The organism is Paenibacillus sp. FSL R10-2778 (assembly GCF_038593035.1).
Classification (GTDB): domain Bacteria; phylum Bacillota; class Bacilli; order Paenibacillales; family Paenibacillaceae; genus Paenibacillus_AQ; species Paenibacillus_AQ odorifer.
The window spans coordinates 4,513,955-4,533,209 of the sequence record NZ_CP151956.1 but is presented as its reverse complement, the minus strand read 5'-3'; the positions used below and the strand labels follow the sequence as shown (position 1 = coordinate 4,533,209).

At 39.2% G+C, this 19,255-nt stretch carries 24 protein-coding genes; 17 read left to right on the top strand and 7 right to left on the bottom strand.

Annotation, left to right across the window (positions count from 1 at the left end; translation table 11 throughout):
• Positions 1 to 29 precede the first annotated feature (29 nt).
• The 3 genes from NST40_RS20500 (at position 30) to NST40_RS20490 (ending at position 1,716) form a co-directional block, all read left to right on the top strand.
• Positions 30 to 545, top strand: coding sequence for a GNAT family N-acetyltransferase (locus NST40_RS20500; RefSeq protein ID WP_341003165.1), 516 nt, complete (start codon positions 30 to 32; stop codon positions 543 to 545).
• Positions 546 to 593: 48 nt separating this feature from the next.
• Positions 594 to 1,082 (top strand): LURP-one-related family protein, encoded by a 489-nt coding sequence (locus NST40_RS20495; protein WP_342409954.1) that lies wholly within the window; start codon positions 594 to 596, stop codon positions 1,080 to 1,082.
• Positions 1,083 to 1,341: 259 nt separating this feature from the next.
• Entirely contained in the window at positions 1,342 to 1,716 is a 375-nt protein-coding gene (locus NST40_RS20490) for a collagen-like protein (RefSeq protein ID WP_342409953.1), read from the top strand.
• 201 nt (positions 1,717 to 1,917) lie between these two features.
• Here the strand turns inward: NST40_RS20490 and NST40_RS20485 are convergent, their stop codons facing one another.
• On the bottom strand, positions 1,918 to 2,817 hold the full coding sequence (locus NST40_RS20485; protein ID WP_342409952.1) for a LysR substrate-binding domain-containing protein: 900 nt from the start codon (positions 2,815 to 2,817) through the stop codon (positions 1,918 to 1,920).
• A gap of 136 nt (positions 2,818 to 2,953) precedes the next feature.
• Between NST40_RS20485 and NST40_RS20480 the strand changes: the two genes are divergently transcribed.
• From NST40_RS20480 to NST40_RS20465, 4 genes are all read left to right on the top strand, one after another.
• Positions 2,954 to 3,265: an antibiotic biosynthesis monooxygenase gene (locus NST40_RS20480; protein ID WP_342409950.1), complete on the top strand. Its 312-nt coding sequence runs from the start codon at positions 2,954 to 2,956 to the stop codon at positions 3,263 to 3,265.
• A 154-nt stretch (positions 3,266 to 3,419) separates the two neighbouring features.
• Entirely contained in the window at positions 3,420 to 3,905 is a 486-nt protein-coding gene (locus tag NST40_RS20475; protein WP_342409949.1) for a GNAT family N-acetyltransferase, read from the top strand.
• Positions 3,906 to 4,096: 191 nt separating this feature from the next.
• Positions 4,097 to 4,537, top strand: a complete 441-nt coding sequence (gene fabZ / locus NST40_RS20470) for a 3-hydroxyacyl-ACP dehydratase FabZ (RefSeq protein WP_342409948.1) — start codon at positions 4,097 to 4,099, stop codon at positions 4,535 to 4,537.
• Positions 4,534 to 5,133 (top strand): chorismate mutase, encoded by a 600-nt coding sequence (locus NST40_RS20465; RefSeq protein ID WP_076278720.1) that lies wholly within the window; start codon positions 4,534 to 4,536, stop codon positions 5,131 to 5,133. The genes fabZ and NST40_RS20465 overlap by 4 nt, the downstream gene beginning before the upstream one ends.
• A gap of 172 nt (positions 5,134 to 5,305) precedes the next feature.
• Here the strand turns inward: NST40_RS20465 and NST40_RS20460 are convergent, their stop codons facing one another.
• Positions 5,306 to 5,725 carry a hypothetical protein gene (locus tag NST40_RS20460; protein ID WP_076127333.1) on the bottom strand — a complete coding sequence of 140 codons (420 nt, stop codon included), beginning with the start codon at positions 5,723 to 5,725 and terminating at the stop codon, positions 5,306 to 5,308.
• 325 nt (positions 5,726 to 6,050) lie between these two features.
• Between NST40_RS20460 and NST40_RS20455 the strand changes: the two genes are divergently transcribed.
• The 4 genes from NST40_RS20455 (at position 6,051) to NST40_RS20440 (ending at position 8,943) form a co-directional block, all read left to right on the top strand.
• On the top strand, positions 6,051 to 7,289 hold the full coding sequence (locus NST40_RS20455; RefSeq protein WP_076127331.1) for an ATP-binding protein: 1,239 nt from the start codon (positions 6,051 to 6,053) through the stop codon (positions 7,287 to 7,289).
• A gap of 122 nt (positions 7,290 to 7,411) precedes the next feature.
• Positions 7,412 to 8,065: a DUF421 domain-containing protein gene (locus NST40_RS20450; protein ID WP_076190621.1), complete on the top strand. Its 654-nt coding sequence runs from the start codon at positions 7,412 to 7,414 to the stop codon at positions 8,063 to 8,065.
• 94 nt (positions 8,066 to 8,159) lie between these two features.
• Complete coding sequence (locus NST40_RS20445) at positions 8,160 to 8,429, top strand: hypothetical protein (RefSeq protein WP_342409947.1); 270 nt, start codon at positions 8,160 to 8,162, stop codon at positions 8,427 to 8,429.
• A gap of 40 nt (positions 8,430 to 8,469) precedes the next feature.
• The gene (locus NST40_RS20440; RefSeq protein WP_342409946.1) at positions 8,470 to 8,943 is read left to right on the top strand and encodes a GNAT family N-acetyltransferase; all 474 of its coding nucleotides are present in this window, start codon (positions 8,470 to 8,472) and stop codon (positions 8,941 to 8,943) included.
• Between the two features lie 68 nt (positions 8,944 to 9,011).
• Here the strand turns inward: NST40_RS20440 and NST40_RS20435 are convergent, their stop codons facing one another.
• On the bottom strand, positions 9,012 to 10,427 hold the full coding sequence (locus NST40_RS20435) for an MDR family MFS transporter (RefSeq protein WP_342410915.1): 1,416 nt from the start codon (positions 10,425 to 10,427) through the stop codon (positions 9,012 to 9,014).
• A gap of 82 nt (positions 10,428 to 10,509) precedes the next feature.
• On the bottom strand, positions 10,510 to 10,935 hold the full coding sequence (locus tag NST40_RS20430; RefSeq protein WP_076218165.1) for a MarR family transcriptional regulator: 426 nt from the start codon (positions 10,933 to 10,935) through the stop codon (positions 10,510 to 10,512).
• A gap of 271 nt (positions 10,936 to 11,206) precedes the next feature.
• Between NST40_RS20430 and NST40_RS20425 the strand changes: the two genes are divergently transcribed.
• Complete coding sequence (locus NST40_RS20425) at positions 11,207 to 11,287, top strand: YjcZ family sporulation protein (RefSeq protein WP_232061537.1); 81 nt, start codon at positions 11,207 to 11,209, stop codon at positions 11,285 to 11,287.
• 97 nt (positions 11,288 to 11,384) lie between these two features.
• On the opposite strand, the gene NST40_RS20420 is transcribed toward NST40_RS20425, so the two are convergent.
• Together NST40_RS20420 and NST40_RS20415 are read right to left on the bottom strand one after the other, a co-directional pair.
• Complete coding sequence (locus NST40_RS20420) at positions 11,385 to 12,440, bottom strand: ankyrin repeat domain-containing protein (protein ID WP_342409945.1); 1,056 nt, start codon at positions 12,438 to 12,440, stop codon at positions 11,385 to 11,387.
• Positions 12,441 to 12,735: 295 nt separating this feature from the next.
• On the bottom strand, positions 12,736 to 13,626 hold the full coding sequence (locus tag NST40_RS20415) for an AraC family transcriptional regulator (RefSeq protein ID WP_342409944.1): 891 nt from the start codon (positions 13,624 to 13,626) through the stop codon (positions 12,736 to 12,738).
• Between the two features lie 148 nt (positions 13,627 to 13,774).
• Between NST40_RS20415 and NST40_RS20410 the strand changes: the two genes are divergently transcribed.
• Genes NST40_RS20410 through NST40_RS20400 form a run of 3 tightly spaced genes read left to right on the top strand, consistent with a single transcriptional unit; the run spans position 13,775 to position 15,700 of the window.
• Positions 13,775 to 14,680, top strand: coding sequence for a DMT family transporter (locus NST40_RS20410; RefSeq protein WP_342409943.1), 906 nt, complete (start codon positions 13,775 to 13,777; stop codon positions 14,678 to 14,680).
• 43 nt (positions 14,681 to 14,723) lie between these two features.
• Complete coding sequence (locus NST40_RS20405; protein WP_342409942.1) at positions 14,724 to 15,056, top strand: tRNA-binding protein; 333 nt, start codon at positions 14,724 to 14,726, stop codon at positions 15,054 to 15,056.
• Between the two features lie 50 nt (positions 15,057 to 15,106).
• A complete protein-coding gene (locus tag NST40_RS20400; RefSeq protein ID WP_076127313.1) occupies positions 15,107 to 15,700 on the top strand; it encodes a hydrolase in 594 nt (197 codons plus the stop codon).
• A 70-nt stretch (positions 15,701 to 15,770) separates the two neighbouring features.
• Here NST40_RS20400 and NST40_RS20395 read toward each other — a convergent pair whose 3' ends face one another.
• A complete protein-coding gene (locus NST40_RS20395; RefSeq protein WP_036688882.1) occupies positions 15,771 to 16,583 on the bottom strand; it encodes an undecaprenyl-diphosphate phosphatase in 813 nt (270 codons plus the stop codon).
• Between the two features lie 548 nt (positions 16,584 to 17,131).
• Here NST40_RS20395 and NST40_RS20390 point away from each other — a divergent pair.
• The gene (locus NST40_RS20390) at positions 17,132 to 17,368 is read left to right on the top strand and encodes a hypothetical protein (protein WP_256718939.1); all 237 of its coding nucleotides are present in this window, start codon (positions 17,132 to 17,134) and stop codon (positions 17,366 to 17,368) included.
• A gap of 368 nt (positions 17,369 to 17,736) precedes the next feature.
• Complete coding sequence (locus NST40_RS20385) at positions 17,737 to 19,245, top strand: hypothetical protein (RefSeq protein ID WP_342409941.1); 1,509 nt, start codon at positions 17,737 to 17,739, stop codon at positions 19,243 to 19,245.
• Positions 19,246 to 19,255: the final 10 nt, after the last annotated feature.

The window sequence follows — 19,255 nt, the reverse complement described above, 5'->3', positions numbered from 1 at the left end:
AAATTGATATTTTAAAAGGAGAAAACGATATGGCTATCAATATAAAAAAGTGCACATTCGAAGATCTAGGTTCACTTCAAGGAATTAGTGTTGAAACATTTAATGAGACATTTAGTAATCAAAATTCATCTGAAAATATGAAGGCCTACCTGGATAGTGCATTTAACTTAAAACAATTAGAAAAAGAATTGTCGGATAGCTCATCAGAATTCTATTTTATTTATTTTAATGAAGAAATCGCTGGGTATTTAAAGGTAAACACCGAGGATGCTCAATCTGAAGTAATGGGTAATGATTCACTTGAAGTCGAGAGGATCTATATTAGAAAAAAATTTCATAAACAGGGGCTTGGGAAATATCTAATAAATAAAGCTATAGAAATAGCGGTACAATGTAATAAAGAGAAGATTTGGTTAGGGGTTTGGGAAAAAAATAAAAACGCTATTAGCTTTTATGAAAAAATGAAGTTTGTTCATACAGGAACTCATTCTTTTTATATGGGTGAAGAAGAACAAATAGATTTTATTATGACAAAACAACTATAACATTTGTCTAAAATGATGTTAACTGAGAGGAACGATAGGAGGCTTAGAATGAAGCAACTTTATATAAAACAAAAGGTATTCAGTCTAAGTGGTAAATTCACGGTAAAGAATCAGCAGGAGCAAGATGTCTATTACGTAGAGGGCAGTTTTATGCAAATTCCCAAGACATTCTCCATCATGAATACAACAAGAGATGAAGTCGCACTTATTACGAAAAAAGTGTTCAGTTTTTTACCAAAGTTTTTTGTAGAAGTAGATGGTCGAGAGGTATTGACGATTAAGAAGGAGTTTTCTTTCTTTAAAGCACGTTATACGATTGATGCGGCTGACATTGAGGTACATGGTAATTGGTGGGACATGGATTTTCAGGTTTTACAGCATGGTTTAGTCATCGGTAAAGTGAACAAGGAATGGTTCACTTGGGGGGATAGCTATAAGGTTCAAATATTGAAGGATGAGATGGAGACGCTCATGATTGCATTCGTTGTCGCTATTGATTGTGTGAAGGCTGACCAGGCATCTACATCACATCAGTGAAGATTCAATATTAAAGTTAAGAACTTAGTAAAGTGATGTGGACGGAATAAATTCTGCAGGTAAAGCTGAGTGTAATTGGTCAGTTTATCTATGATGCGCTGAACGTACCATAAGTAGAGGCAAGTTAGGTTTCCGATAGTGCCTATGTTAGATCTTATTGTTGATTTTCATTTTTTGAAAAAACGTCTATTGCGCCCAAACGCTCTCTCCGCGAATGCATATGATGATTATGCCTACTCATTGAAAGGAGCGATCACATATGGGATTTTTTCCAACACCGGGTGCCGGCGGAGGATTTCCAGGATTCCCAGGCGGACCAGGCGGACCTGGCGTGCCAGGAGGACCAGGGGGACCAGGGTTTCCGGGTGGAACCCCCGGAGGCGTTCAAGCGCCGACGGCTCCTCCACCGCAATTCGTGCCGCAAATGTCGTCTACCACATTTGCCATTGATCCCGGCGGGATCAGACGCTGCCTGTTCCGCAACACATACATTTGGCTGAACAACGGCGAGCAATTCTGGTTCTTTCCGGTATTCGTCGGACGTAATTCTATTGCAGGGTTCAGATGGAATGGTTTTTTCTGGTCGTACTTCGGCATTGATTTGAATCGGATTAGCTCGTTCACGTGCTTCTAAGGCAGACAACATAGAGAACAGCCAGCAGGCTGTTCTCTATGTTGTGCAAATTATCGTGTCCCGGGAGTTGTGAATTTCTCAAAAGATACATAGTGAAGAATCGTTTCCCCTGACGCTAACGTTAATGCTGGATCAAAAAAGGGACTACTCTGCGAAGGATAGCCTTAAAGCTTGCCGTTACAGACAGCGCGTTGAGCCATCTCATAAATCACGGTAATGCGGAGGGATGGGCACGTTGGTGATCCATTGTGTTATGAATTCAATTAGTTTTTTTGCCGCTGGAGAGGCATTTTTAATGGAGGCGGCTGCAATACCAATAGAACGATAATACTCGCCTTCCAATGGGCGATAACATACAATGTCGGGGAGATGTGACAAAATCATTTCTGGGAGAATACTTAACCCTAAACCATTTTGTACCATGGCGATTATGGCATGATCATCTTCTAATTCATATTTGATCGTGGGTGTGAGTTTATTTTGCGAGAAAATTCGCTTTACATCGGTGTCACAACCCGCAATGGGCATGATAAAAGGTTCATCAATCAATTGCTCAAGGCGGATGGTTGATTGGCGCTCGAGAGGATGATTCTGACACATAATGCAGACCATCCTATCTTTTTGAAGAGGGACCACATGAAAAGCATCTCGAGTAGGCAGATTAACAAATCCCAAGTCAGCGGTTCCATCGGCAATCCATTCTTCTATTTCAGAGTAGTTACCATCAAGTAGTTTTATTTCAATATGTGGAAACTGATTTTGAAATTGTTTAATGATTTGGGGCATCCATTGGATCGATACACTAGAGAAAGTACCTATTTTCACAGTTCCGATTTCGACACCCTTTAATGCAGCTACTTCTTGATTGAGTTTTTCATTAAGTTGGAGGATTTCTCTGATATGTGGGATTAAACGTTCGCCATCGTTGGTTAACCGGATACCCGATCTGTTTCTTATGAGAAGACACAGTCCGAATTCAGCTTCTAAGCTAGAAAGCGCATGACTGATGGCTGATTGTGTTAAATTTAATATCTCTCCTGTTTTGGTAATGCTGCCGATCTCAACTACCTTACTGAAAATTTGATATTTTAAAAGATTCATAATGATTTCTCTCCTCAATAATGTATGAAAAAAATTCATTAAACTAACAATTAATATTCATTATTTTTATCTTAATTATAATAGTATAATCTGTTTTATATAAAAACATCTACGATTAAAGGGGAGTTTGAGCGGAATGGTTCATGAATCAAACGGATCTTATTATGCAGTCATATTTTCAAGTCAACGTACGGAGGGGGATAACGGGTATAACCTTATGGCTGAAAAAATGGAGCAGCTTGCGTCCGCGCAACCTGGGTTTTTAGGAGTGGAGAGTGTCAGGGATTCTTCAGGAGCGGGTATTACGATTTCTTATTGGGAGAGCTTGGAGGCGATTAGTAACTGGAAACAACATCAATCTCACAAAGTTGCTCAGGAGAAAGGTAAGAAAGAATGGTACCAAAATTACAAAGTGAAAATTTGTAAAGTTGAAAGAGAGTATTCTTGAGTGGTAACATATTACTGCAAAGTCATTGGGAATCAATCCATTGAAGCGTACAACAACAATCATTTTATTTCAAAAGGATGCGAAGAAACTTATCCGAGAAAATAGAAGAGTCCGTTACTAATTAGATAAAATATAGATATGGGATGGTTTTTAGATGAACTATCAAATTAAAAGGGCGACCCTTGAAGAAAAAGAAATCCTCAACAACCTAATGCAATTTTATATGTATGATTTCTCCGAGTATATGGATTTGCACCTTGAAGAAAACGGAAAATTTAATGATTATCCCCTCAACGATTACTGGACAGAAGAGTCGAATTTCCCATATCTTTTAACTCTGAATGGGAAAAATGCTGGATTCGTTTTAGTCAAATTAAAAAATAGAGATGATGATTTATACTTTTCCATTGCAGAGTTTTTTATTATAAAAAAGTATCGGAGAGTAGGATTAGGTAGACTAGTTGCAAAAGATATTTTTAATATACATAAGGGGCAATGGGAAGTTTACCAATTAGATAATAACGAGCCCGCACAACGCTTTTGGAAAAAGGTGATAGAGGAATACACTGGCGGAAAATTCACTGAACGAATTGAAGCAGGGAGAAAGACACAGGTGTTTGTTAATCGAGTTGAATCTTAAGCTAGGGTACAATATATCAATAAAAAGCGGCAGTCGTGGACTTTATTTTCTAGTCCAGGGTTGCCGTTGTTTTTTTAGGATCTCCAGAAGGGATGTTATAGGCCAGTTGTCCGGGTATTTTTGAGTAGTACAAAATCACTTCTAATGTTAAAATTACCCAAAAAGTATTTTAGGAGGCTAAGACGGGAATTATGCTAAATATACAGCAGATTGTAGAACTTATTCCTCATCGGTATCCGTTTATTTTAGTGGACAGAATTATAGAGTTGGAGGAGAACAAAAGAGCAGTAGGTATTAAAAATGTATCCATTAATGAACCGTTTTTTAGCGGCCATTTTCCTGAGCATCCTGTTATGCCGGGTGTTTTAATTGTGGAGGCATTAGCCCAGGTAGGCGGAATCACAATGTGCAAAAACGAGAAGCTGATGGGCAAGATGGGGTTATTAGTTGGCATAGATAATGCCCGTTTTAAGCGCCAAGTAACGCCTGGGGATCAGCTTCTTCTCGAATTCGAAGTCAATCGGATGAAAGGTGAAATTGTAAAAGGCAAAGGCACCGCAACAGTAAATAGTGAGCTTGTATGTGAAGCTGAGATTTCTTTTGCATTTGTGCAAAAAGGAGGTTCAAAATGAAAAGGATGCCGTTTGTACGACCAACCGAACATTACGATCTGCAAATTAAGGATATTGACGAGCAAATATGTGCATTGATCAAGCAACGAAAGGAAATCTCGAATAATAATCCAGGATTCCCACCGTTTGAATCTATCTCTAAATGGGCAGAAAATTATGAGCTCTATGAGGATTTTTTGAAAGCGGTATTTGGGACGTTGCTAAGTGAAGATCATTTTAAACCGATGGTTGAGCCAATTGATTTTAGAAAACATATTGCAGTTCTTAAATCAATTGAGAAAGATGGATTTTTTTATACACTGACCTCTATACGCCAATATAGTAATGCTAGTGTGGTCACCCTTAATATAGATTGGGACATGACAACTGAGCTTCCAACAAATTCTCATAACCATAGCTTTTTCGAGCTGTTTATAGGCGAAGAATATGATAGTCGAATGATGAATGGCGGAAGTTCAACCGGACAAGCTTCTTATAATTACGTAATTTCTCCACCGCTTTCTGACGATCCTTCAGGTGTTATATTAGAGTTCAGGGAACATGGTAAGCCCTTCAAGAACAATGAGACAGGAAATCAAATTGTTTTTAGGCTGTAGTACTTATTTCTTCTCCGGAAAATATTGCTTATAGCTGTCTCCATTGCTATTATCAAAAGTGGAGATCCGAGCGAAGTTAAATTAGGCGCCGCTCCATATCACAGTTAACGGATTTTTAGTGAAATAAAAACCGGCCATCCTGAGGGGATGGCTGTTTTCTGTGAAAGACAACTTAATGATTCATTTCCGAATGCGTTCCTTCCTCAGGAGATTTGCCTTCTGGTGGGATCCAAACGATTTGATGAATATTATTGTCTGCTACTAAATAGGTATAAGCCCAGCCCGCTTCATTTTTAAATCTAACCGTTAAATGATAAGGATTATATTGTCTACCTTCTGGCCGGCTAATCTCCCACTCTTGATAAGGGTATTTTTTCTCCAGATATTGATTAAGTTGTTCTGTTTTTTTAGAAACTTGAAACTCAATCCAAACGGGACGAATCGCAAAGGATAAAAGCAAAAGTAATGTTAATATAGAGGCTACGATTAAACCGAGTTTTCTAATCCTCGTAGGTGAAACTAATACTATAACAAAAATGACAAGGACAAACCCAACCGACGTTACAATTTCGATTACGGTTATGGGATGCAATGAAATCCTCTCCTTCTCTCAGATACAGAAAGGTGGCAGCTCTAGATTTATGCGCCCTTAAAAACTACGAAGGTACAGTTTACAATTTAGATATTCAGGAATACGAAAATTGATGACCCCAAACAGACTTCAGATGTCTGTATTTTTTTGCTAATTGTGGTTCTATAGTATGATTTTTTGGGATTATTTGAAAAATGGTTGAGAAATACATAGTGTATAGTCAATACTGTGACTTATAATGTTAGCTTAGGTAATGATCTAAAACTCTTAATATAACCTTGAATATATTCATTTACGCAGCAAAAGGCTGAAAGGAAGTCATCTCTTGTTTGAAACCCTACTTTTAAATTTTTTGTTTTTGCTTTTTCCAGTATTAACATTTCTAATATTCTTTGAGAATCGGGCCTATTCCTACAATAGATTGATTCTCGTTTTTATGTCTGCAGTGACCATGAGTCTCTGTATTGCAAAACCTATCAGACTTGAAATTGGCTATATTTTTGATTTAAGGTACATTCCGTTTATTATTGTGGCACTGTTTGGAGGATATAGGAACGTTCTTCCTCTATATATTATTTTGAATGCTTACAGATTCTATGTGGGTGGAGGTGGCGTATTTTATTCGTTTCTATTTGCGACAGCGATTCTGATTTTGGTGCCGTTATATAAAAATAGATTTTTAAAATTACCATCGAAGGGCCGTGTGATTGCGGCAAGTCTGATTGCTTTGCTAATTATGGGGGTTTATCTGTTAATTTTAGGTTTTGTTCAGGATTCCTTAGACAGGCAATTTTGGATTCTTTCATTAAATGCGTTGACAACTCATGTTGGGGTGATGAGTGTCATTATGATTTTGATTGAGAAAATTATCTCCAATATTAAAAATCGGGAACGGATTGTCCAATCGGAAAGATTAAATGTCGTCAGCGAGCTAGCGGCAAGTGTATCCCATGAGATCAGAAATCCACTTACAGTGACTAGTGGTTTTTTGCAGCTATTAAATAAATCTAAAACGATGACGCCAGAGGAAAAGGGCTTTGTAGAGTTATCTCTACAAGAGCTACAGCGAGCAGAAAAAATTGTAAGTGATTATCTCTCCTTTGCCAAGCCACAATCTGAAAACATGGTTTACTCCAATATGAAGGCAGAATCAGAATATACTAAAAATATCATAATGCCTTATGCCACTATGCACAAAGTAGATGTCCAATTTAGTTTTAATAATTCGTTAAATAAAAACTATGACCGAAACCAGATTCAGCAGTGTCTAATTAATTTATATAAAAATGGTATAGAAGCGATGAAGGAAACCGATGGCGGTACGCTATTTATCGATATATTTGAAAAAAAACAAAATATTATGATCAGTATTAAAGATAACGGAGTCGGCATGACTAAAGATGAAATATCGCGACTCGGTAAGCCGTATTATTCGACTAAAGCAGAAGGAACGGGGCTGGGTATGCTTATGGTCTACAGTACCGTCGATAAAGTGAAAGGAACTATTGAAGTCGATAGTGAAAAAGGCAAAGGGACAACGTTCCTTATAACTATCCCAACATAGGCAAGTTGCAGAGAGTATCTTTTGCTGTTTATACCCCACTAGGAGTGTGTAATACCTCTCATGAATGGATTTCGTGTAAAAAGGGCAATGAGCCTGTACGAGTCCCATCTGGAGGTGCAGCAATGGAGATATTTGTATCTATAGGCGTCAAATTGGTCATCAGCTTTTTTGGTTTGTGGATCATTACCTTTATTACCGGCCGCAAGACGCTTAGTCAATTGACACCACTCGATTTTCTGTCTTCATTGATTTTAAGTGAAATTGTCGGCAATACGATATATGATGATGAGGTGAAGATCTGGCATCTGCTGTTTGCTCTTTTTATTTGGACCGCATTATCTTATCTGTTCGAAAAGGTGACCACCCATTTTGTGAAATTCGGGAACATGGCGGAAGGCCGGACAGTGCTGCTAATTGACGATGGCAAAGTGAATCAGGATTTGTTGGAGAAATACGATATTGAGTATACCCAACTGCTGTTCATGCTGAGGCAACAAAATATCTTCTCCCTAAGTGAAGTACGGTATGCTCTGCTTGAAACGAACGGCTCTCTATCGGTTATGCGCAAGTCTGAAGCTGAGCAGTCTTCTGCTTTTTCCATAACAGTTATTGATAAAGGCAGGGTACTGGAAGAGTCCATGCGGGGCAGATCGATGAACAAGGAGCAGATTCAGGAACGCGTCAGAGAGTCTGGTTATAATTGCATTGAGGATATTGCCTATGCTGAATATAAAGAAGACGGAACGCTCTATATCCTTCCCAAAAACAAACCATAAATCAACATGATGAGACGCTGGAGCCGGGAGGCTCAAGTGTCTTTATTTGAAATCAGGAGTGCCCAGTGGATAATAAATTTTAATGGAGGTATGGATGATTAGTTTAGGATTATGGATCTTAACCGCTCTAATTGTGCTAGTTGTTGTAATGTTTCACGCAGGAGCATTATTAGATTTTATCCGGCCTAGTGTGCTACAAACTCAACTTTTTGGTCTTCACATTACATTGTTTGGAGTAGTTGTGATATTAGCCTATGAGGGTGGTCACGGGATAGGCGTTTTTATTGGATTAATTGGACTGTTTACGGGGATCTTGGGCTCTTTTAGAGATTCCTCTAAACCGGAGGATAAAAAGAATATCTGACAGCTTATATATTTACTAACTTTCGGAGGGGTATAACTTTATGGAGATTTCTTTATGTAAAGCAGACGGGAGCGACGCAGAGTTTATTCATGAAATGCAAGTCAAAGCCTTTATGCCATTGCTGGAGAAATATAAAGATTATGAAACCAGCCCAGCCAATGAATCTGTGGAACAAATCAGGGATCGAATTAATCAGTCTTTTGCAGATTATTATATGATTAAGTATTTTGATATTGCTGTGGGCGGTGTCCGTATCGTTAAAAAGGATAATAAAGCTTATCGGGTCAGCATCATCTTTATATTGCCAGAACACCATGGAAAGGGGATTGCCCAGCAGGTTTTTGCAATCATTGAACAGAGATATAAAGATGCAAAGAAATGGGAGCTGGATAGTATTATACAGGAGCAAAGAAATTGCTATTTATATGAAAAGTTAGGGTATAGAAGCACGGGGGAAACCAAAAAAATAAATGACAACTTAACATTAGTTTTTTATGAAAAACATATGAGTTAAAGCCATAGCGTTATACTTAAAAAAAAGACAGCGGGCAGTTCATGTCCACTGTCTTTTTAACAGACAAATCAATACACTCGAATACGCTTCACAAATAACGATAAAATCAATCCTATAGCTGCAATTGCTGCGATAAATAAGTAAGCATGTGTAATTCCAGCGGTTAATATTTCAGGCTGTGCAGCGGTTGGATGTGTGTTTGCGAATCGTGTTTGTCCGCTAGACATTAGCGTAACAGCGAACGTTGTACCAAGAGCACCTGCAATTTGCTGAAGTGTACTCATAACAGCAGCCCCATCCGGATAGTATTTCACGGGTAATTGATTTAACCCGTTGGTTTGAGCGGGCATAATGACCATAGCTAATCCGATAAACATTGCGCAGTGTATTAAAATAAAGGTTAGGCTGCTGGTTTCAGTAGAGTTTCTTGTAAATAGAAAACCAGCAATGGTTGCGATAAAAAATCCAAGCGGCAGCAATAATTTCGGACCGTATTTATCGAATACTCTACCCGTAACTGGAGCCATAGCCCCGTTAATAACACTGCCTGGAAGAAGTAGAGTACCCGCCATTGTGGCCGATAACAATAAACCTCCTTTTAAATATAAAGGTAATAAAATTGCAGAAGATAAAATGATCATCATCCCTAAAAAGAGCATTATAAGACCTATAGTAAACATAGGATATTTAAATACCCGTAAATTCAGCATTGGGGTTTCCAATTTAAATTGCCGTAATACAAACAAGATTAAGCTGATGAAACCAACAATAAGAGGCAGCAAAACAATGATTTCACTCAAAGAATGATCAGCAAAGTTACTAAAACCAAAGACGATTCCACCAAATCCAAGAGTAGAAAGCAAGATGGATAAAATATCAATTTTAGGTTTTGTGATGTTGGCTACATTTTTGATGAATGTTAATCCGAAACCTAATGTAAATAACAATAAAGGTAAGCTTATCCAAAAGATATACTCCCAGCCTAAATGATCTACAATTAAACCGGATAGAGTAGGTCCAAGGGCCGGTGCACACATAATAACGAGTCCCATCATTCCCATGACAGTTCCGCGTTTATGTGCAGGGAAAATAATAAGAATAATATTGGTCATTAATGGAAGCAATAAGCCTGTCCCTAAGGCTTGCACTAATCGTGCAATTAATAATGAGGTGAAATTAGGCGAGAGGGCAGCAATTAATGTGCCGACGATAGATAATAGTAAAGAAGCTGTGAATAATTGTCTAGTGGTAAACCATTGCATTAATAGGGCGGATATTGGAACGAGGATTCCTAATACAAGTAAATATCCTGTGGTTAGCCACTGAACCGTTGAGGCGTTGATTGAAAATTCATCCATTAAATTTGTAAAAGCCATGTTTAAGGCGGTTTCACTGAATAGCCCGACGAATGTACCTAGCATAAGCGAGAAGGCCATAAGAGCGGGACGTTTAACTTGAACAGTTGATGTTGATTCCATGATAATGATGAACCTCTTTTCAGAATTTTGATTCGGATTATTTTTGCATGATAGATGATATATCAACTATAAGGGAGAGAGAAATGCTTTAAGCATCTCTTACATTATCCTGCACACGAGTTAACAAAGTCTTAAGTGTTGAATAATCCGCAGGGGATAGTCCTGTTGCGATAACTTCGTTTAATTTAATAGTCACCTCATTTATTGTAGACTCTAATTTTCTGCCTTCGTCTGTGACAAAAACATTTACTGAACGGCGATCCTGCGTACTTGTTATTTTGCGTATATAACCTTTGCTCTCTAAGCTGGCGATCATTCGGGCAACACTGGCTTTGTCCTTCCCGAGTTTATTAGCAATCTCATTCTGAGATAAACCTTCTTTCTCAAGCAACAAAGCCATAAGTAAATGTTGTTCAGGCGCAAGTCGAACAGGGGCAAGCAATTTTGTTAAATAATTTGCTATTTCCAAATGTAAATCGCGAATAACTAAACCTAGCGGGTCTTTGGAATCCATATGATCTCTCCTAATAGAAGAATAGATGATATATCAACGTTATTGATTTGTCTATATTAGCATAAAGTAACAGATGCTTGTCAAGGTAAAGAAAATGAATAGAGTCATAGGCTTAGATACAAGCGACAAAGTTATTTAATGCCCAATCACTTGATGATACATAGTCATATGCTGTTGTGAAATTGAAATTAAAAAAAGTTATTAGGGAGGGATTAAAATGGGATATAATTGTGTTGGAGGCGTTCAAGAACAAAAAAAGGCTCCAGTTTGTATTAATCCTTGGACATCAACGGGTACAATTCTTGTGCTTTACATTCTTCTCGTCATTATCCTTAAAACTTGTTGGATCTAGAATATATGCAAATTGACGCCCCAAAGTTTTTTTCTTCGGGGCGTTTCTTTGTTTTCTTTAGTTAGCTAATAGACAACGTTAAGGATTCTGGATAGACTTAACGGGAATAATCGGGTTGTGTCATAGAAATAGGCTGAGGATTGGCAAGTACCCATCGCACCGCCAGCTCGCATAATCTGGCCGGTTGCTCATTGCCAGCGATGTTGCGGAACCGTTTGGCGAGTGATGTTGCCTCTTGAAGAAGGACGGGCTCTAAAGGCGTTCCCGTGCTAAAATGCCGTATCAGTGCATCCAGCATTTTACGGTAATCGGCATCCCAGTTTCCTCCGCCATTATTAAGGATTTCATGAGAAACCCGCCCTGTGATGCGGATAACCTCACCCTGCACCGTTGTCGCGTGTCCTGAAGCAGGGACGAGAAATTCCCACAGCTCTTGGTGCTGTGCGGGCCATGCGGCTTCCGTTACCTCGATAGGAGAGATTCCATCATGTCTCTGCAGTTTCGCTATAGGCTCGACATCAAATTGCCGGTACAGCTCCAGGAGAGCATTTGCAGTTTCCTCCAGTCGATCTTTATTGTAATTTGTTCTGACGAATTCAAAATCCTTGCCGATACGCCGCACGGATTCCTTCATCTCCGGCGTGATTACTGCTCCTGCATCCAGCATAATTCGCGAGATTTCTGCCATGTGAACTATGTCGATATTCCGGCATTGTAATAATCCTTTGGCGAGAGGTGTGTTTTTTCGGTTATTTTCTGCATGGACATTTGCGCCGCGTACCACCAGATCACGCACTACTTTTGTTTTGTAAGAAGCTGCTGCTGAGTGCAGCGGTGTCTCATTCTGGTAATCCAGGGCTTTCATATCTGCACCTAGTTCAAGGAGTAAGGGGACATTTCCGGACCAGGTTGCAGCCTGAGCATGAAGAGGGGTACGCTTATAGTTGTCGGCAGCGTTGATGTCAGCACCCTGCTCCACAAGCCAGAAAACCATTTCATCCGGTATTTGCCGGAAGCTGAGGGCGGTACCTTTGCTGAAACCCCCACGGGCATCCCATTCGCATAGCTCAAATACCTCTTTTAAGGCAGATATATCATTCGTTTTAACCAGCTCGGCAAAATTGGCGGGTAATGTTTTTTTCTTTTTGCCCATATCATTTTTCCGCTCCTTTATTAATAGATAAATAGCAGATAACTTCTTGCAAGTTTATCATATAGTAGAATTGAACACTAATTCATGCAGGACGAAAAGGTTGAAGATATAAACGTAACTTTATTGGAAAAGAGTGGGATATCGTTTATATGGCGATCCCGAAATCATAGACTATTAGAAAATGAAAACATTAAGCTTGTGTCTTGGAAATATATTCGGGATTTACGAAGGACATCGAAATTACGCTAACACAAGGCAATCAGACAAAGTGATCGACTCTGCCTTTTTTGATTTTTTAAGTTCGTTCATTTCTAATTTTTCTGAACTCCTTAGGAGTTATGTTTAAGTGTTTTTTAAAAGACTGGATAAAGTGATTTGCGTTATTGAAACCAACTCGCTGTGCGATTTCAGTTATCGTGTAGTCAGTTGCTATTAACAAATCACAGCTTTTATTAATGCGATATTTAATTAAGTAGAGATACGGAGTCATATGGATACTTTTCTTAAAACCTCGAGTGCACTCCGATACACTTAGATGTGCTGTATCTGCTATTTCCTTCAATGTCAAATTATTAGAATAGTTTTTGTGAATAAAACTAAGCATTAATTGTAGTCTCTCTTGCTGGAGTCTGTTATATTTAGACGATTCCTCAGAGGATAGAGAAAAATTTGATATAAGGATTAACCATAACTGGACTGTTTTGATAGAAACTTCGTACTCCCATCCCCATTTTTTTTTCGATTCAAATTCTTTTTTCATATCCCAAAGAATTTGTAGGATTTGATTATGCCAGTCCTTATCTCCTTTGATTTCTAAACTTAACAAGAATGAATTGGTATACGGAAGTACATACTTTTTTTCCATTGCACTATCAGAATAAAAAGCAAGTAACTTCTCTGGGAAGTTAAAACTAACATATTCACCCTCTTGGTTAAGGTACGTAACAATATGAAGTACGCTCTTATTAATAAAGATGGCCTGACCTGCTTCTAAATCATAATTGATTCCGTTGACTTGTATGGTTAGTTTCCCTTTGGTCACTAAAGTAATTTGTAGTTCTTGGTGCCAATGTAGATCGTTAACCCCTCTGCCATTAGGAATAGATTCATAATTGGTATGAGTGTACATGATGTATGGAAATGCATCATCAGGAAATTGAATGGATTCGTGCAATTGCTTTTTCAAAGTGCTTATTCTCCTTATTTGACGATATTTCTATATAAATTAAAGATATAGTTGCACAATATAGACCCTGACGGTGATATTATTATATCCAGCCTAGACTTATCATACAATTCTGTGCACAGGGATTGTCACACATTTTGGAGGAACTATGGTTAATTCAAATAAACCGTCTATACTATTTCATCCGTTTATTCTGTTATTTATCAGTATCTTGTCCGTTTCTATCTCTTCAATCATGATTAAACTTTCAGATACACCTACTTCAGTGGCCGGGATGTATAGATTGTTTATTTCTGTAATCATCATGCTCTGTTTTACATCTGGGAAAATGGCTCGTTCTACTGAGATGAATAAAAAAGATTGGGTCATCGTTATTTTATCCGGCCTATTTCTAGGGTTACACTTTTTATTCTGGATGGAATCATTGGTCTATACTTCAGTTGCAAGCTCCATGGTGATCTTATCGTTACAGCCGCTATTTGTTATGATGGGGTCTTACTTTTTATTCAAAGAACATGTTAACCTGCTAACCGTTTTTTGCCTGATTGTTGCTCTTTTAGGTTCGATTGTTATTGCATGGGGAGACATATGGGTTTCGAAAGATGCACTAATTGGCGATGGTTTATCGTTAATTGGCACATTCTTTGCTTCAGTCTATCTGTTGGCCGGGCAAAAAGTAAGCGGCAAAATCAATGCAAGTCTATACAGCATTTTCGTCTTTTTTATTGGTGGTACTGTTATGCTCGTGTACAATTTGATAAATAATGTCTCATTAATTAATTATGCTTCATCAGATTGGATTTATTTTTTGCTTCTTGCAATAATTCCAACTATTTTTGGTCAATACATCTTTAACCTTTTGTTAAAGTCGATTGGAGCAACTACTGTCTCGGTTGGGATTATTGGTGAGCCTGTTCTTGCTATAGTCCTTGCATATCTATTATTAGGGGAAACTATATCGTTATTCCAGTTTATAGGTGGCATAATAACCTTATTCGGTATGGGAATGTATTTTTGGGCGAAATCTTTAAAGTACAACATTCAAAATAAGTAAATAAGCAGTCGGAAAATATTTTAGCTAAATAGGGGGTTGGCAAATGGTAACTATTGATGATTTATTAAAACTTGATGTTCGTGTTGGAACAATTATTAATGCGGAGTTTTTTGCAAAAGCAAAAATACCTGCGATTAAACTCCTAATTGATTTTGGACCAGATACCGGAAGCAAAACATCAAGTGCACAGATTACTAAACGATATAAGGCCGAAGAGATTGTAGGGCAACAAATCATTGGGGTAGTTAACTTTCCTGCTCGAAATATTGCGGGTTTCCAATCAGAAGTATTAGTTCTTGGAGGAATACTGGATAAAGGGGATGTGGTTCTCTTGAAGCCAGATATTAAATTACCTAATGGGACACCTATTGGGTAATATAGGGTAATTGTAGTATACAAAAATTGATAGTAATCGGAGAGAAGACAATGGAAGAATTAACAAGCTTAGCATCTGAAAGTATTGAGGCAAGTAAAACGGCGTTAGTCGTGATCGACTTGCAGCAGGGAATTGTCCACAGTCCAAAGCAGGGGCCGCATACAAGTGCTCAAGTGGTTGAGAATGCCAGCAAATTAGCCCAATCCTTTACGGAGAAAGGAGGATTTGTTGTTCTGGTGAGGGTGTCATGGCTAGATGGGCAAGATATGCTTAAACCTAAAACTGATTTGAAAATGAATTCCGTGACCTATCCAGAAGGTTGGGACGACATCGTACCAGAATTAGCGAATATCAAAAATGCACATCTGATTACCAAACGGCAGTGGGGGGCATTTTTCGGTACAGATCTTGATTTGCAGTTACGACGCCGCGGTATAGACACGATCGTATTATGTGGTATTTCTACCTCGATTGGTGTGGATACTACTGCTAGAGAAGCTTATCAGCTTGGTTATCATCAAGTTTTTGTAGAAGATGCTATGACCGCGATGGCTAAAGAAGAGCATGATTATGTATGCAAAACTATCTTCCCTCGCATAGGTAAGATCCGGTCGAGCGATGAAGTAATATCCATGTTGAAATAATATAAAAAAACCTCATGCTCTCTCTGTGATCTCAGAGATTGTCATGAGGTTTTTCAGTTGAAATTATGTCTTACATAAAGATGAGGAGAAGTATCCCAGCTAAGAAGCAGTAATAAGAGAAATACTTCAAATTACCTTTAGCCATAATCCCCATAAACCAGCGCATGGAGAAATAAGTAACGATAAGTGTAGTAATAAATGCAATCAAGTATGGAATGGCTAGCTGCGAGCGGTTAGGATCGTGGGCAATATCAGATGCGCCCATAACGAGTCCGCCCAAACTGACAGGAATATAAAGCATAAAAGAAAAGCGTAAGGCAGTTTCTTGCTTCATTCCCACAGCGATGGAAGAGATGACAGTTGCACCAGAGCGGCTTATCCCAGGAATAAGGGCGACTGCTTGGGCAAGTCCGACTATAACTGCATCCTTCGCTTTTAAGTCACCATCTTGTTTACGTCCGCGAAGGTTACGGATCAACCATAAAGCTACCCCTGTAACCAGCAAGGCGATGGATACGGTATGAACCGACGAGAAGATATCCTCAATCTGATCCTTGAAGAGTAAGGCAACAATTACCGCAGGCAAGGTACCGATGATGATGTACAAAGAGAACAGGAAATCCGACTTATATTCCTCTTTGCGGGTCAGAATAAATTGAACGAATCCAGTGATCAATCTTCCGATATCTTTGCGGAAAATAAAACAAATCGCAATTAGTGAAGCCGTATTTGTTAAGATTTCAAATGATAGCCCATTTTGTTTTAAGCCTAGCAATTTCTGTGCGATGATCAAATGGCCGCTCGAAGAGACGGGGATTGGCTCAGTTGCCCCTTGAACAAACCCTAGAAACAAGTATTTAAGCCACAGTATAATATCTTCCATTTTACCTCCCAGTATTTTTGTAATCTTTTCAATCATATCGTATTCAATAAAGAAATGACAATAGAACCATCGTGCCATATTCAATTGAACGAGTTATACTAATTCGTAAGACTATTAAATGAGGTGGAACTATTTGTAGTACATTACTAAAAATTCAGCAGCATGATATTCCAAGAGCAGCCAGTGTTCTGGCCGAAGCATTTGCCAAAAATGATCCGTTATATCAGCATATCTTGCCTGATGAATCAACCCGATTACGCGTGTTGAATATTTTTTTTCATCGTTACATTGAGATGTTGTATCCATATACGGATTTACTAACGACTTCTACTCACTTTGAAGCAGTGGCTTTAGTGTTCCATTCGGAGCGTCAGACAGGGACAGTGATTTCGAACGTCAGGTATATGAAACAGATAGTCCTTGCGATAATTAAGTCATTACCGATTTGCCGAATCATTGGGGTGCGAGGATTTATACGTGGTTTATCTATTTTGTGTAGTATGAGTTCCTTGTGGTTATCAATGTTTGGGGATCAGAAGTATAAACATTTGGATATGCTTGCAGTGCAGGATCAATATCGAGGTCAAGGATATGTATCAAAAATCATGACACCGCTACTCGCGGAATGTCGTATGAGCAATACGTTATGTACATTAGAGACACAGACACCGAGCAATTTGCCCATTTATGAGCATTATCAGTTCCGTACGGTTAAGGTCATTCCTCTACCTAATAGTTCACTTGAGCAGTATTGTATGGCGTTTACGCCAGGAGTTGCCGAGTAGTTAATAAAAAGGGCGGTCCCATTCAGCCATTTCATGATTTTGGGGCAGTCTTTTTTTTGCGGAGTCTATAAGGGTTAATGAAGCTTCAACAGAAAAATCAGGGCATTTCTCCCTGTAATTCTGCGATCTTTGTCATCCGGCTAGAATCTATTATTTTGTTTAACAAAAATAGCATAACCTTTGTAGGATTGTTATAATAGAAACATATATTCCCGTGCTTCAGAACCCTATACAGGATGTATAGGGGTTTTATTTCTTTTAGTGAGGGAATCGAGAACAAGTATGGGGTTGTCCGAACAGGGAAAAGAGGATCGGAGAGTTCCGCAGGAAATTTTAAATTATGAAGTGATGGCGAGGTTAGCAGAAAGATGAATTGGTCGGATTTTGGCGAACGAAACAAACGATTGAATCCCCTGTGGAATTTGGGGGCTGGCATGAACCTTGGCGAAATCCAACCTTACAAAGAAATGGTATCTTTAAGCGTTCTGCTGCAAGTCTATTATCTGGAGCTAGAATCGAATGAGAGAAGATCCAAAGAGGATATTATTGAGCTTACTTGGACTGCGCTGGAACGTTTTAATATCGCCAATCTTGGGACTACCGAATCCGTAGAGCGTCTCGTGGACGGTTTATTGTGGAGCGGGAATGGTGGGGATTTCGAATCCTTTTTCTATGATGATGTGACCCGGCAAATGTCCGTGCAGAAATATAAGTATTTCACGGTGGATGAGGATGCGACTCGCAGCAGTTGGGAAGAGAACGGCAGAACCATCTATCGACTCTCTGAATATGCAATGGAGCTCATTTTTATGAGCCATGAGATTATTGATGAATTTCAGATCAGCATCAAACTGCTCGAGATTCAAATGCATATAAAGCATGGGCGCGTAACTCGGGCTCTTCAGGATGTTAATGAACTGATCTCCCGTGTCCGCAAGATGACCCAGCAACAGCAAGAATACCGCAATGCGTTACGCCGTAATCCAAAGCATATTTTTAGTGAATTCGGGGTAGCTCGGCATCAGCGACTCGAAGAGATTCATCATCAGTTCGAGGAGGAACGCAAACATTTTGACAGTATTCACCGTTCTCTGGCCCGGCTGGCCAATGATGAGAAAGACGTGATCGACTTCAATGAGATCCGTATTCTCTCTGAACGAGTCGAGCTTTCTAGGCGTGTACACGATGAGCTGGCTGAGGTAGTGTTGAATATTTTTGAGATGGAGACCAATTTAAGGTTGAACTTCCCTGAATTATTCTGGGGAGCAGCCGGGTTTAACTTCCGTACACATGTATGGGAGGAATGGGTGAAAGAGGAGGGGCTGCCAAGCGGTGACAGTCTTGAACTGCTGCTCAGTGGATTATTCGCTCCGAATCAGGACTTCGTTTATCCGCTTCCTTGGGCTTGGGAGGAACAAGAGGTAGGGTTTATCCCCGACTTAGTGATGGATGATTTCGAAGATGAGGTGGACACAGAGCCTGTTCAATATATTCCTAAAGGTATTCCATGGGCAAAAGTAGTAGAGCTGTGGAAGCCGGTTTTTGCTGCCTTGGCTGAGCAGGGAAGCTTTACCTTTACTGCAGACGCTTTTTCCGCCGAAGAACTAACAGGGTGGGCAAACACACCGGATGCTGTTGATCTGTGGGTGCAGTTTTTTCATACTGATATTTTAATGCAGGAACAGGCACCAGAAGGTGGTAGCGGCGTTTCTGATGAATGCCAACAGCTAATCCAATATGTACTTGCAGAAGATCTTCTGTTGGAGAGTTTACGCGGCAAAACGCTGCGGACGAGCATTGCTCCAGAACCAGCCTCAGGGGTACGGTGTTCTGGTCTGGATATGAGTCCATATATGATTATGATCGTGGAGAGGTGAGAAGTTACTA

What these genes read in the sequence shown, in the direction of transcription:
- NST40_RS20500 (WP_341003165.1), top strand. Translation starts at nt 30, where the DNA reads ATGGCTATCAATATAAAAAAGTGCACATTCGAAGATCTAGGTTCACTT.
- NST40_RS20495 (WP_342409954.1), top strand. Translation starts at nt 594, where the DNA reads ATGAAGCAACTTTATATAAAACAAAAGGTATTCAGTCTAAGTGGTAAA.
- NST40_RS20490 (WP_342409953.1), top strand. Translation starts at nt 1,342, where the DNA reads ATGGGATTTTTTCCAACACCGGGTGCCGGCGGAGGATTTCCAGGATTC.
- NST40_RS20485 (WP_342409952.1), bottom strand. Translation starts at nt 2,817, where the DNA reads ATGAATCTTTTAAAATATCAAATTTTCAGTAAGGTAGTTGAGATCGGC.
- NST40_RS20480 (WP_342409950.1), top strand. Translation starts at nt 2,954, where the DNA reads ATGGTTCATGAATCAAACGGATCTTATTATGCAGTCATATTTTCAAGT.
- NST40_RS20475 (WP_342409949.1), top strand. Translation starts at nt 3,420, where the DNA reads ATGAACTATCAAATTAAAAGGGCGACCCTTGAAGAAAAAGAAATCCTC.
- fabZ (WP_342409948.1), top strand. Translation starts at nt 4,097, where the DNA reads ATGCTAAATATACAGCAGATTGTAGAACTTATTCCTCATCGGTATCCG.
- NST40_RS20465 (WP_076278720.1), top strand. Translation starts at nt 4,534, where the DNA reads ATGAAAAGGATGCCGTTTGTACGACCAACCGAACATTACGATCTGCAA.
- NST40_RS20450 (WP_076190621.1), top strand. Translation starts at nt 7,412, where the DNA reads ATGGAGATATTTGTATCTATAGGCGTCAAATTGGTCATCAGCTTTTTT.
- NST40_RS20445 (WP_342409947.1), top strand. Translation starts at nt 8,160, where the DNA reads ATGATTAGTTTAGGATTATGGATCTTAACCGCTCTAATTGTGCTAGTT.
- NST40_RS20440 (WP_342409946.1), top strand. Translation starts at nt 8,470, where the DNA reads ATGGAGATTTCTTTATGTAAAGCAGACGGGAGCGACGCAGAGTTTATT.
- NST40_RS20430 (WP_076218165.1), bottom strand. Translation starts at nt 10,935, where the DNA reads ATGGATTCCAAAGACCCGCTAGGTTTAGTTATTCGCGATTTACATTTG.
- NST40_RS20420 (WP_342409945.1), bottom strand. Translation starts at nt 12,440, where the DNA reads ATGGGCAAAAAGAAAAAAACATTACCCGCCAATTTTGCCGAGCTGGTT.
- NST40_RS20410 (WP_342409943.1), top strand. Translation starts at nt 13,775, where the DNA reads ATGGTTAATTCAAATAAACCGTCTATACTATTTCATCCGTTTATTCTG.
- NST40_RS20405 (WP_342409942.1), top strand. Translation starts at nt 14,724, where the DNA reads ATGGTAACTATTGATGATTTATTAAAACTTGATGTTCGTGTTGGAACA.
- NST40_RS20400 (WP_076127313.1), top strand. Translation starts at nt 15,107, where the DNA reads ATGGAAGAATTAACAAGCTTAGCATCTGAAAGTATTGAGGCAAGTAAA.
- NST40_RS20395 (WP_036688882.1), bottom strand. Translation starts at nt 16,583, where the DNA reads ATGGAAGATATTATACTGTGGCTTAAATACTTGTTTCTAGGGTTTGTT.
- NST40_RS20385 (WP_342409941.1), top strand. Translation starts at nt 17,737, where the DNA reads ATGAATTGGTCGGATTTTGGCGAACGAAACAAACGATTGAATCCCCTG.